This is a genomic window from Streptomyces sp. RLA123, from assembly GCF_056270165.1.
In genome coordinates, this window is the sequence record NZ_JBWDOR010000003.1 from 1,127,256 (window position 1) to 1,139,678 (window position 12,423).

Genomic DNA, 12,423 nt, shown 5'->3' on the forward strand with positions numbered 1-12,423 from the left:
CCGACGTCCGCTGATTCGTTCCTCCTGCACGGCGCAGAAACCTCAGCACGCCACGTACCCCCCAAGACGGTTCCACCCGGGCCGTGTCCCGTGACGGCCCGCGTATTCGGACGCGAGATGGAACCGGTCTACTGCGTCGGCGGAACGATCCATCCCGTCTTCCGGGGGTGAATACGACGCGAAACCGCGCCGATTGTCTATGTGTGGGGCCGCCGGTGATTGCTTTGCGTCACCCACCGACAGCAGTGCGTGTCGATACGCCTGCGGCTGACGGGTCAGACCGGGACGGTGGTGCGCGGCTCGGCACCGAGCGGGACGGCCAGACCGGTCAGGGCCGCTTCGAGGTCGTGAAGATGGGCGAGGGCGCGCTCGGCGTGCGGATGGGAGCCGCCGGCGCCGGAGGCGACCGGGAGCGGGGACACGGATGACGGCGGCACCAGAAGACGTTGCACGGCGGTCTCGACGCGCCGGCAAGCGGCGGTGAGGCGTTCGTCGTGGCACGCACGGGGGTCGGCGACGACCGCGGCAAGACCGCCGACCTGACGGGCGCACTCGTCCAGGAGGGTGAGGACGGCGCGGGCGCGCGCCTTGCGGGACCGCAGGGGGCTGAGGGGATGGACGAGCGGCGCCACGGACTGCCGCACCCGCGCGAGCAGGGCGTCCAGTTCGGCGACATGGCGGGCGAGGTCGTCGGCCGGGCCGCCGGCCAGGTGCCGGGCGGCCTCGCCGGTGAAGTCGCGCACGGCGTGCAGCGCGCGCCGGATCCACGCGTCCGTGGCCGCGTGCGTCGTCATCGGCAGCACCGTCAGGACCGCCACGGCCGCGCCCAGGGCGCCGACGGCGGTCTCCCCCAGCCGGAGCGCGAGCAGCCCGGGGTGAAGGATGCCGAGCAGTCCGTAGAGCAGCCCCGCCATGACGGTGACGAAGAACATCATCCAGCTGTACGAGACCGGTGCGGTCCAGAAGATCCCGAAGACGCACACGGCGACCAGCACGGCGGTCGGCACGGGTGCGCCGTGCAGGGGCGGCGCGATCATGAGGCCGCCCGCGATGCCCGCGACGGTACCGAGCACCCGGCGGAAGCCACGGACGAGCGTCTCGCCGCGCGACGCCGTGTTGACGAAGATCCACCAGGCGGTGCCGACCGCCCAGTACCAGCGGTCCTGCGACAGCGCCTGACCGGCCGCCACGGCGATCGCTGCCGCCAGCAGCACCTGGAAGGCCTGCCGCGTGGTCGGACGGCGCAGCCCGCGCTCCTGGGGCAGCGCGTGCACGGGGCCGGGGACGGCACCGCGCTCGTAGCACCACACGCCGAAGCGGACGACGGCGGCGCAGCCCAGTCCGAGCCCCACGGCCCCGTACAGCTCCGGCAGCAGCTCAGGACCGGCGCGCAGGAACTGGGCGACGAAGAACATCATGAAGGCGAAGACGCCCAGGGCGTGGCCACGCGGCCCCCAGCGGCGGGCGTAGACCCCGGCGAAGACGACGGCCAGGAATGCCGCGTCCCGGGCGCCGGGGACGGCGTGCAGGCACGCGGCCAGTGCGAGCACGGGAAAGCCGGCGAGCGGCATGAGCGCGGTCGTCACGGCCTGGCGGGCCGGTCCCGGGTCCGCCACGACGAACAGCGCGAGCAGCGCCGCGAGGCCGCCGGCGACCACGGCGGGGAGCGGCAGTCCCGCCGCCGCGACCGAGGCGACACCCGAGCCGATGCCGAGCACGGCCCGACAGGCGGCGCGCAGCCGTGCCCGTCCCGGGTCCGGTGCGTGGAACATGCGCTTCACCACGGGTGCCGTCCCGCCCCCTGTCCGCACTGTGCGACCGTCCGTCCATGGCAAAGGCGCTGCGGGGACACCGGTCTCCCGCAACGCCATCGTCCGCCCCAGCGAAGCATCCTCCGGGTCCATGGCTCAAGCGGCGCCCGTTTCCCTGTGCCATTGGCCCACCGGCATCGGGCGCCCGCCGGCTCGACCCCGGGCCAGTGGTCCATGCCGGAACACCCATACGGCGTATATTGGCGATAAAGGCGGGCATATCGAGACCTAACGGTTGGTCCCCGCCTTTCACGGCGCCTGACGAACCAACTCACCGGATCCGCCCCTGAAGGGGCTCGAGTCGTATCCGGCCCGTCCGGAGGAGGACGCGATGAGGGACGTGGCGAGCGAGCGGGACGTGGACGACCGTCCCGCGATGATCGAGCGGGTCGTAACGCTCGATGTGAACGGACGGTCGTACACCCTGCGCCTGGACACCCGGGTGACGCTGCTGGACGCCCTGCGGGACCGGCTGGGACTGGTCGGCACCAAGAAGGGCTGCGACCAGGGCGCCTGCGGCGCGTGCACGGTGCATCTGGACGGCAGGAGGGTGCTGGCCTGCCTGACCCTCGCCGCTCAGGCGGAGGGCCGGGCCGTCACCACCATCGAGGGCCTTTCCGGCGCCGACGGGCCGCATCCGGTGCAGCGGGCCTTCATGGAGCACGACGGTTTCCAGTGCGGCTTCTGCACCCCGGGACAGATCATGTCCGCGGTGGCGCTGACGGCCGAGGGCCGGACCGGCTCCGACGAGGAGATCCGCGAGTTCATGAGCGGCAACCTGTGCCGCTGCGGCGCCTATCCCAACATCGTCGCCGCGATACGCGAGGCGGCGTCCGAGGGAGGTCACGATGCGCACCTTTGAGTACGTGCGGGCCACGGCCACCCAGGAAGCGGTCCGGATGCTGGCCGACGACCCGGCGGCGTCCTGCCTGGCGGGCGGCACGACGCAGCTCGACCTGATGAAGGACGGGGTCCTGGAGCCGCCGCGGCTGATCGACATCACCAGACTCCCGCTGCACGGAATCGAGCGCCGCGGCGACACCCTGCACGTAGGAGCGCTGGCCACCATGGAGGAACTGGCCGCCGACGCCACGGTGGCCGAGCGGCTGCCCATGGTGCGCGAGGCCCTGTTGCTCGGCGCGTCGGTGCAGTTGCGGAACATGGCCACCATCGGCGGCAACCTGCTGCAGCGCACAAGGTGCCGGTATTTCCGCGATTCCGGGGTCTTCGAGTGCAACAAGCGCTCGCCGGGATCGGGTTGCGCCGCGGTGCAGGGCGCGGCGCGTATGCACGCCGTGCTCGGAGCGAGCGAGCGGTGCGTCGCGCTGCACGCCTCCGACCTCGCCGTCGCCCTGGTGGCGCTCGACGCGGTCGTACACATTCAGGGGCCGTCGGAGCGTCGCACTGTGCCGCTGACGGAGTTCTACTTCACCGCCGACGAGAGCCCCGAGCGCGAGAACGTCCTGGAGCACGCCGAGCTGATCACCGAGATCGAGATCCCGCTGCCGCCACCGGCCGCCCTGTCGGGCTACCTCAAGGTGCGCGACCGGATGTCGTACGAGTTCGCCCTCACCTCGGCCGCGGTGCTCCTGGTCCTCGACGGCGGCACGATCCGCCAGGCCCGCGTCGGGCTGGGCGGCGTGGGGTCGAAACCCTGGCGGGCCTACGAGGCCGAGCACGTGCTGACCGGAGCGCCGGCCACGACGGCCGCCTTCCGGGACGCGGCCGAGGCGACGATGGGCGACGCCTGGACCCTCCCGGGCACGGCGTTCAAGGTGCCGCTCGCCCGGCGCACCCTCGTCCGCGAACTGCAGACAGTGTCAGGAGTGACGGCATGAGCACCGTCGAGAGCAGGCCGCTGGTCGGTACGGGCATCAACCGGGTCGACGGTCCGCGCAAGGTCACCGGCACGGCCCCCTACCCGATGGACTTCAGCGTCCCGGGGCAGCTCTACGGCGCCCTGGTGCAGAGCACGATCGCCGCGGGCCGGATCGTGCGCATGCACACCGAGGCGGCCGAGACCGCCCCCGGGGTGATCGGCGTGCTCACGCACGAGAACGCCCCCGAGGTCGGGACAGGACCGGTGACGGTGCTCGGCGCGTCGCCGCCGGCCCCGCTGCGGAACGACCGGATCGTCCACCAGGGGCAGCACATCGCCTTCGTGGTGGCCGAGACCCCGGAACAGGCCACCGCGGCGGCGCGCCTGGTGCGGGCCGACTACGAGGCAGCGGAGCCGTTGCTCGACCTCCAGGACCCCCGCGCCGAGCTGGTGACCGACCCATGGGGGATGGACACCTCGCGCGGCGACACCGCCGCGGCCCTGGAGAGCGCCGAGGTGGTCGTGCGGGCCACGTACACCACCCCGGACAACACCAACAACCCGCTCGGGCTGTTCGCCACGCTGGCCTCGTGGGAGGGCGACACCCTCACCGTCCACGACACGAGCCAGTGGCCCTCCATGGTGCGTACGACCCTCGCCATGGTCTTCGGCATTCCCGAGAGCTCGGTACGGGTCCTGGTGCCCTATGTCGGCGGGGGCTTCGGCGCCGGGCTGCGCGCATGGCCGCACGTCGTCCTCACCGCCATGGCCGCCCGCGTGCTCAAGCGCCCGGTCAAACTGGTCCTGACCCGGCCGCAGATGTTCACCTCCGTCGGGCACCGCCCCCATGGCGTGCAGTGGCTCAGCCTCGGCGCGACACGCGACGGCGATCTGGTCGCCCTGGACCACCGCAGCCTGACCTCCTTGAGCATGGAGGACAACGACTTTGAGCCCTTCACCCACGGAACCGCCTCCGCCTACCGGTGTCCCAACGTGATCACCCAGGACCGGCAGGCCAGGATGAACATCTGCGCGCCGACGTCCATGCGCGCCCCGGCCGAGGCCCAGGGCAACTTCGCGATGGAGTCGGCCCTCGACGAACTGGCGTACACCCTGGGCATGGACCCCGTGGAGCTGCGGGTGCGCAACCACACCGCCGTCGACCCGCGCAACGGGCTGCCCTGGTCCGGCAAGGCGATCCTGGAGTGCTACGAGGCCGGCGCGCAGCGCTTCGGCTGGTCCGAACGGAATCCCGAGCCGCGCTCCATGCGCGACGGGAACTGGCTCATCGGCTACGGCATGGCCAGCGCGATGTTCCCGTACTTCGCCACCCCGTGCATGGCCGAGGCGACCGTCAACCGCGACGGCAGCGCCTTCGTGCGCAGCGCGGCGACCGACATCGGCACCGGCACGTACACCGTGATGGCCCAGCTGTCCGCCGAGGAACTGGGACTGCCCCTGGAGAAGGTCCGCTTCGACCTCGGCGACTCCGACATGCCCGACTCGATGATGGCGGGCGGCTCCGGCCTGACCGGAGCGCTCGGCAACGCGGTGCACGACGCCTGCCGGCGGCTGCTGCGCTCGTTCGCGGAACTCGCCCGCGAGGACGCCGAGTCGCCCCTGAAGGGCGTGAACCCGGACGCCGTGGAGTGCGGCGACGGCCGGGTCTTCCTCGCCGGCCGGCCGGACCGCGGGGAGTCGTACATCGACATCCTCGCCCGGCACGGGCTGCCCCAGCTCACGGCGACCGGGAGCAGTACCCCGCCCGTCGCGGAGGAGCTGGGCATGTCCCCGGCCGGCGCCTACGGCGCGAAGTTCGCGGAGGTCCGGGTCGACGCCGACCTCGGCCTCGTCCGGGTGGCGCGCGTGGTGTCCGCGATCGACGGCGGCCGCATCCTGAACGCGAAGACGGCCAGGAGCCAGATCATCGGCGGGACGGTCGGCGGCATCGGCATGGCCCTGTTCGAGGACACCGTCACGGACCCGCGCACCGGCCGCATCGCCAACGGCACGTTCGCCGACTACCTGGTCGCCGTGAACGCCGACATCCCGGAGCTGGACGTGGTGTTCGTCGGCGAGCCCGACCGCGGCACCGCGACCGGCACCAAGGGTATAGGCGAGGTCGGCCTGGTCGGCATCGCGGCAGCGATCGCCAACGCCGTCTTCCATGCCACCGGAAAGCGCTTCAACCGACTGCCGATCACGCTCGACGCCCTGCTCTGAGGCCGGCCCGTGCCCGCCGACGAGCTGGACGCCCGCATCCTGGTGCTGCTGCTGGAGCGGCCGCGCACCAGTGTGCGCGAGTGTGCCCGCATCCTGGGGGTGGCGCGCGGCACGCTGCAGGCCCGGCTGGACCGGATGGAACGGGACGGGGTGATCACGGACTACCGTCCGCGCCTGTCACCCGAGGCCCTGGGGTACCGCGTGCTGGCCTTCGTGCACCTGGAGGTGACCCAGGGACATCTGGACGACACCGGCAAGGCGCTGGCCGCCGTGCCCGAGATCATCGAGGCCTTCTCCATCACCGGTGGCGGCGACCTGCTGACGCGTGTCGTGGCACGCGACGCCGCGCACCTGGAGGGCGTCATCCAGCGGCTGATCCAGCTGCCCGGCGTCGTCCGCACACGCACCGAAGTGGCGCTGCGGGAGCGGGTACCGCAGCGCATGCTCCCCCTGGTCGAGGAGGTCGGCAGGGCGGCGGCCGCCCGTACGCCCTGATCGCGGGCTTGGCATGCTGGAGGTATGACACTCCCCGCGGTGATCTTCGACCTGGACGGCACGCTGGTCGACAGCGAGCCCAACTATTTCGAGGCCGGCCGCCGGCTGCTGGCCACCCACGGGGTCGACGACTTCACCTGGGACCAGCACGCGCGCTTCATCGGCATCGGCACCCGCGAGACGCTGGAGACCCTGCGCGCCGAGTACCGGCTCAGCGCCTCCGTCCAGGAACTGCTGGACGCGAAGAACCGGCTCTACCTGCGGCTGGCACGCGAGGCGACCCATGTCTTCCCCGGGATGCGCGCGTTCGTCGATCTCCTGCACGCCGAGGGTCACCCGATGGCGGTCGCCTCGGGGTCCTCGCGGGAGGCGATCCGGGCGGTGCTGGCCGGCACCGGGCTGGGCTCGGTGCTGACCACCGTCGTCTCGGCGGAGGAGGTCGCGCACGGCAAGCCGAAGCCCGACGTGTTCCTGGAGGCGGCGGCGCGCCTCGGGGTCGACCCGGCCGACTGCGTCGTCGTCGAGGACGCCCCGCCCGGGGCGGAGGCGGCGCACCGCGCGGGCATGCGGTGCATCGCGGTCCCCTACCTGCCGGCGCAGGTGGACGACCCCGCCTTCGCGACGGCGGGACTGCTGGTCCGCGGCGGGCAGCACGCCTTCGACGCGCGCGTCGTGCACGCCTGGCTGACCTCGTGAGCACGTAGCCGGGCGCCCCGCACCATGACGGCGGGTGCCTCGGGCGGCGGCCGGTTCGCCGAGGAGCCCGACGGCAGGCCGGCCCTGGCCGAGGCGATCCTCAACGGCATGCGGGGGCAGCCCTGCGGCGTCGGAACTCGGTTGCCCAGCGGCACGCGGCGAGCGCGATCGGCTCCGGCTCGTCGTGGACGCGGGCCCCGAGCGGCGCGCCGTCGCCGGCACGCGCCGCCGCTCGAATGGCGCGTGCGGTCCGCCGGCCTTATTCGTGGTGTGGGGACCCCGCCCGTCGCCGTCCCCGCCCGCCACGGCCCGCAGCAGGAGGAGGCGGAACGGTGAAGATTGTCGTCGACCTCAACCGGTGCCAGGGATACGCGCAGTGCGCGTTCCTCGCGCCCGACGTGTTCGAGCTCCACGGCGAGGAGGCGCTGCTCTACGACGCCGGCGCCTCGGACGAGGAGTACGACCGTGTGTCCCGCGCCGCGGCCGCCTGCCCCGTTCAGGCGATCCTCGTCGAAGGGCCGGCCCCGGTGGCCGCGGGGGTGGGTTCCCATGACTGACCAGCGGACGGACTGGCCCGCGGCGCCGGAGCGCATCGTGATCGTCGGCGCCTCGCTCGCCGGGCTGCGGGCCGCCGAGGTCCTGCGCGACGAGGGCTTCAGCGGATCGCTGACCATCATCGGCGAGGAGACCGAACGGCCCTACGACCGCCCGCCGATGTCCAAGGCGGTGCTCCTCGGCCGCATGCCCCCCGAGCACGCCGCGCTGCCCGCCCGGCGCGAGGTGGACGCCCACTGGCGCCTCGGTGTGCCTGCCACCGGCCTGGACCTGGCCGCCCGGCGGGTGCTGCTGCGCGACGGCAGCCATGTGGAGTACGACCGCGTGCTGATCGCGACGGGCGTCCGCGCCAGGCCCTGGCCGGACGCCGCGCAGGCGTCCCTGGAGGGGGTGTTCACGCTGCGCACCATGGAGGACGCCCGGCAGCTGGTAGGACGTCTGGACGCCGGGCCGCGCCGGGTGCTGGTGATCGGCGCCGGCTTCACCGGCTCGGAGATCGCCTCGGTGTGCCGTGAACGCGGTCTCCAGGTGACGGTGGCCGAACGCGGGCCCGCGCCCCTGGTCGGGGCGCTCGGCGGCGTGATCGCCGCCGTCGCCGCGGACCTGCAGCGCGAGCACGGCGTCGACCTGCGGTGCGGGGTCACGGTCACCGAGCTGGTGGGGGACGACGGCGGCCGGCTGCGATCGGCGCGCCTGTCGGACGGCTCGACCCTCGACTGCGACGTGGCGGTCGTGGCGCTGGGCGCGGTCCGCAACACCGAGTGGCTGCACGACTCCGGTCTCGGAGCCGGGCCGCGGGGACTCGCGAGCGACGCGGGCTGCCGGGCGTTCGACATCAACGGGGTCGTGACCGACGACGTGTTCGTGGCCGGCGATGTGGCGCGTACCCCCCACCCGCTGTACGAGTACCAGTTGCTGGCCCTGGAGCACTGGGGCAACGCGGTGGCGCAGGCCGAGGTGGCGGCGCACAACATGGTCAACTGCGGCCCCCGGCGCCGCCCGCACCTGGCGGTCCCGGCCTTCTGGTCCAGCCAGTTCGGGGTGAACATCAAGTCGGTCGGGGTGCCGTCGTTCGCCGACGAGGTCGCGATCGTCCAGGGGTCGGTGGACCAGCGTTCCTTCGTCGCCGTCTACGGGTACCGGGGCCGCATCACCGCCGCGGTCTCCTTCAACCAGAGCCGCTGGCTGGACTACTACTGCACCCTGATCGAGGCCGCCGCCCCCTTCCCGCCCGACCCCGGCACCTTCGACCGGCCGGACGAGGTCCTGGTGCAGGCCGCCGACGTGCCCGATCCGTCCCAGCTCTCGCACGGCCCCACGGTCGCGGTCACCGGGCACCTGCCGGACGAGCGCCGCGTGGTCCGCGTCCCCCCGACCGTCCTGGAGGCCCGCGCATGACCAACGAGACGATGCTGAAGCGGATCAACGACTTCGCCAACCGGGCCGACCCGTACCCGCTCTACGCGGAGTTGCGCCGCACCCCTGTGGCACGCCAGGACGACGGCGCGTACCTGGTCAGCACGTACCGCGAGATCAAGGCGCTGCTGCACGACCCGCGCATCAGCTCCGACCTGAGCCACCGTCTGCCCGGCGACCCGCAGGCCGCCCAGGCCGAGGGGCAGCCGCCGTCCTTCATCCGGATGGACCCGCCGGACCACGACCGGGTGCGCCGTCAGGCCATGCGCCCTTTCGGGCCGCCGCACACCCCGGACCGGATCGCGGGTCTGCACGACGAGATCGCGCGGGTGACCGAGGGGCTGCTCAACTCCATGGAGGGGCAGAACCGCATCGACATCGTCGAGGACTTCGCCTACCCGCTGCCGGTCAGCGTCATCTGCCGGCTGCTGGGCGTGCCGCGCGAGGACGAGCACCGGTTCCGCGCCTGGGCGGACCGCATCGTGTCCTCCACCGGGGTGCGCACCCGCGGCAGCACCTTCAGCGAGGACGACGAACAGGCCCGCAAGGAAGCCATCACCGAGATGGGCGTCTACATGGCGGGGCTGCTGGAGGAGCGCCGCGCCAGCCCCACCGAGGACCTGATGTCCGGCCTGATCCACGACAACGGCCCGGACGGGCAGATGGCGCCGATCGAGCTCATCGGCAGCATGGTGCTGCTCTTCATCGCGGGTCACGAGACCACCGTCAATCTCATCACCAACGGCATGCTCACGCTGCTGCGCTACCCGGAGGCCATGGAACGGCTCCGCCGGGAACCGGAGTTGATGCCGACGGCAGTGGAGGAGCTGCTGCGCTTCGAGCCGCCGGTGCACATGCTGCCGCAGCGCACGCCGCTGACCGACATCGAGATCGCGGGCGTCACGGTGCCCAAGGGCTCGCCGCTGATCCTCGTCCTTGCCGCGGGCAACCGGGACCCGGGCCGTTTCACCGATCCCGACCACTTCGACCCGGCTCGCACCGACAACCAGCACTTCGGCTTCGGCAGCGGCATCCACAGCTGCTTCGGCGCGCCGCTGGCCCGCCTGGAGACGCAGATCGCGCTCACCGCGATGATCCGCCGGCTGGACAACCCCCGTCTCGCCGAGGACCCGCCGCCGTACCGGCCCAGCCCGGTGCTGCGCGGCCCGCGCCACCTGCGGATCGAGTGCGACGGGGTGCGTGCCTGAGTGCACCGGTGAACGCTCGATGAAGATCGTCGGAACCGCTCCCGGGACGGATCCGGCCGCAGGCCGGCGGCCCTATCGTGTCCGCAGTGAGAAATGCCAGGGGCGCCGCGGCCCTTGCCGCCGGCCTGCTGCTGGCGGCCGTTGCCGCGGGCTGCACGGTCACCCCGCCCGATATCGACCCCGTCTCGGCGCCGCAGCCGTACGCGGCCACCGCGAGCGCGACCGCGGTGGCCCCCGGCACCTCCACGGGAGACCCCGAGCGGCACGCGGCGCCTCCCGTGCCTTCACCACCGCGGGAGGCCGCGTCGACCCTGGGCGCCCAGGGCGATGACCACGCCGCGCATGCCGAACCGGACTGCGCCGCGGGCGATCTGATCCTGTCCGGGAACATGCCGCGCAAGGCCGTCCTGGGCGAGCCCGGTGAGATCGCGATCGACATACTGCTGCGCAACCGCTCCGGGGCCGCCTGCCTGCTGCGCGGCTGGCCGGGCATCACCTTCTACGGCGAGAACATCGTCATGACCTGCATGGTCGGTTCCATCGCGACGGGGTGCGGCGAGCTCGTCGACGCCAACTCACCTCGCCCGCTGACGGTGACACGCTACGGGCCCGGCCGCCCGGCGGCCGTCGACCTCGCGTCCGGGCAGAGCACCACGTTCAGCGTCGTCTGGAAGTCCACGACCCAGACGGTCTGCAACGGCGAGGACTACTACGACCCGCCGCACGGCGCACACGTCTTCGTCCCCGGCGACTCCTCGCCGCTGACCCTCACGCCCCTCGACATCTCCCCCTGCCGGGGGAAGATCGCGATCACACCGTTCGGCGTCTCCGGCTGACGCACGGGAAGACAGCGGTTCCGGCCACCGCTACCGGCGGCCGTACTCATCCCAGGAAGCTCAACCGCACCTGGCGGTCGGGGTTGTCCCGGTTCGTGTCCACCAGCACCACGGACTGCCAGGTGCCGAGTTCCAGCGAGCCACCGACCACGGGGAGGGTCGCGTGCGGTGGGACGAGCGCGGGCAGCACATGGTCGCGGCCGTGGCCGGGGCTGCCGTGGCGGTGCCGCCAGCGGTCGTCGGCCGGGAGGAGGTCGTGGAGCACCGCGAGCAGGTCGTCGTCGCTGCCGGAACCGGTCTCGATGACCGCGACACCTGCGGTGGCATGCGGGACGAACACATTGAGCAGCCCGTCCCGGCCGGGTGCCACCTCCCGGAGGAACTGGGCGCAGGCGGCGGTCAGATCGTGGACGGTCTCCATGCCGCCGGTGGTCACGTCGATGATGCGGGTGGTGAAAGCGTCGGCCATGCGTCCATGGTGGCGCAGGCGGCGCGGAAGTGCGTTCCGAGGGCGGGTCGGGGCGCCGTTGACGCTCCCCGCACCGCCCGAACGGCACAGGACGCCTGCGCCGCACAGTGGTTCGCGCGATGTGCTCGAGATCCCGCCGAATCCCTGGGCCGGGCCCCGGAGTCGCACGGCGGGCCGGGACATCGCCCCGGTCGCCGTCCTCACCGGGGAACCCGCACATGGAGGACGTGAAGGCCCGGGAGGGGTGGCTGCCCGACCTCGCGGCGCGCGGGCGCCATCGGAGCGGCCGCCCGCGAATCCCCTGCCGGGAGTGCCCGCGACGATGGCCGGGTACTGCCGCTCACGCGGCAGCCGTACCCTATTGGTCTGGACCACTTCCCCGAACCGGGATAGTGTCCCGTTGCCCATCCGTGCGCCGAAGGGGAACCCACGTGTACGCACCGCGCCGCATCGCCGCCCTCGTCGACGCCTGCCTGCTGCCCGTCCCGCGCACTCGGCGGCCACCGGAGTGGCTCCGGCGCGGCCTTGAGCGGGCGGCCGCGGTCACCATAGGCGTCCCCGCGGCGCTCAGCGGCGGTCCCGTGGTGACGGAGCTGCTCCGCGACGAGGCCGGGCACGGCGCCGTCGTGATCAGCGAGCCGCTGGACACCGCGGAGGTCGTCGAGGGGTGGGGCGTGCCGGGCGCCGCCGTGCTGGCGTGGCTCTCCGGTGTCGACCTGCTCCAGCTGGGCCCCGGCTGCGACGCGGGCGTCCAGGACGCCATCCGCACCGCCGCCGCACGCGCCGTGGCCGACGGTGACCTGCCCCTGTCCCGGCTGGAGGAGGCGGCGGCGCGGGTGGCGCGGCTGCGGCGCGAGACGGCGTCGGGAAGCTTCCCGACGCCGTCGTAGTTGGT

At 73.0% G+C, this 12,423-nt stretch carries 12 protein-coding genes; 10 read left to right on the forward strand and 2 right to left on the reverse strand.

Annotation, left to right across the window (positions count from 1 at the left end; all coding sequences use genetic code 11):
- Positions 1-275: 275 nt before the first annotated feature.
- The gene (locus RV983_RS05200; RefSeq protein WP_475984583.1) at positions 276-1,772 is read right to left on the reverse strand and encodes an FUSC family protein; all 1,497 of its coding nucleotides are present in this window, start codon (positions 1,770-1,772) and stop codon (positions 276-278) included.
- A gap of 370 nt (positions 1,773-2,142) precedes the next feature.
- Between RV983_RS05200 and RV983_RS05205 the strand changes: the two genes are divergently transcribed.
- The 9 genes from RV983_RS05205 (at position 2,143) to RV983_RS05245 (ending at position 11,059) form a co-directional block, all read left to right on the forward strand.
- Entirely contained in the window at positions 2,143-2,673 is a 531-nt protein-coding gene (locus RV983_RS05205) for a (2Fe-2S)-binding protein (RefSeq protein ID WP_475984584.1), read from the forward strand.
- On the forward strand, positions 2,660-3,649 hold the full coding sequence (locus tag RV983_RS05210; RefSeq protein ID WP_475984585.1) for an FAD binding domain-containing protein: 990 nt from the start codon (positions 2,660-2,662) through the stop codon (positions 3,647-3,649). The genes RV983_RS05205 and RV983_RS05210 overlap by 14 nt, the downstream gene beginning before the upstream one ends.
- Positions 3,646-5,853, forward strand: coding sequence for a xanthine dehydrogenase family protein molybdopterin-binding subunit (locus RV983_RS05215; protein ID WP_475984586.1), 2,208 nt, complete (start codon positions 3,646-3,648; stop codon positions 5,851-5,853). The genes RV983_RS05210 and RV983_RS05215 overlap by 4 nt, the downstream gene beginning before the upstream one ends.
- A 9-nt stretch (positions 5,854-5,862) precedes the next feature.
- Positions 5,863-6,348, forward strand: a complete 486-nt coding sequence (locus RV983_RS05220; RefSeq protein WP_475984587.1) for an Lrp/AsnC family transcriptional regulator — start codon at positions 5,863-5,865, stop codon at positions 6,346-6,348.
- Positions 6,349-6,372: 24 nt separating this feature from the next.
- On the forward strand, positions 6,373-7,044 hold the full coding sequence (locus tag RV983_RS05225) for an HAD family hydrolase (protein ID WP_475984588.1): 672 nt from the start codon (positions 6,373-6,375) through the stop codon (positions 7,042-7,044).
- Positions 7,045-7,376: 332 nt separating this feature from the next.
- Positions 7,377-7,601 (forward strand): ferredoxin, encoded by a 225-nt coding sequence (locus RV983_RS05230; RefSeq protein ID WP_475984589.1) that lies wholly within the window; start codon positions 7,377-7,379, stop codon positions 7,599-7,601.
- Entirely contained in the window at positions 7,594-8,997 is a 1,404-nt protein-coding gene (locus RV983_RS05235; protein WP_475984590.1) for an NAD(P)/FAD-dependent oxidoreductase, read from the forward strand. Before RV983_RS05230 ends, RV983_RS05235 begins: the two co-directional genes overlap by 8 nt.
- Positions 8,994-10,223 carry a cytochrome P450 gene (locus tag RV983_RS05240; RefSeq protein WP_475984591.1) on the forward strand — a complete coding sequence of 410 codons (1,230 nt, stop codon included), beginning with the start codon at positions 8,994-8,996 and terminating at the stop codon, positions 10,221-10,223. Before RV983_RS05235 ends, RV983_RS05240 begins: the two co-directional genes overlap by 4 nt.
- 86 nt (positions 10,224-10,309) lie before the next feature.
- A complete protein-coding gene (locus tag RV983_RS05245) occupies positions 10,310-11,059 on the forward strand; it encodes a DUF4232 domain-containing protein (protein ID WP_475984592.1) in 750 nt (249 codons plus the stop codon).
- A gap of 46 nt (positions 11,060-11,105) precedes the next feature.
- Here the strand turns inward: RV983_RS05245 and RV983_RS05250 are convergent, their stop codons facing one another.
- Positions 11,106-11,528, reverse strand: a complete 423-nt coding sequence (locus RV983_RS05250) for a YjbQ family protein (RefSeq protein ID WP_475984593.1) — start codon at positions 11,526-11,528, stop codon at positions 11,106-11,108.
- Positions 11,529-11,959: 431 nt separating this feature from the next.
- On the opposite strand from RV983_RS05250, the gene RV983_RS05255 reads away from it, so the two are divergent.
- Positions 11,960-12,418 (forward strand): hypothetical protein, encoded by a 459-nt coding sequence (locus RV983_RS05255; protein ID WP_475984594.1) that lies wholly within the window; start codon positions 11,960-11,962, stop codon positions 12,416-12,418.
- Positions 12,419-12,423: the final 5 nt, after the last annotated feature.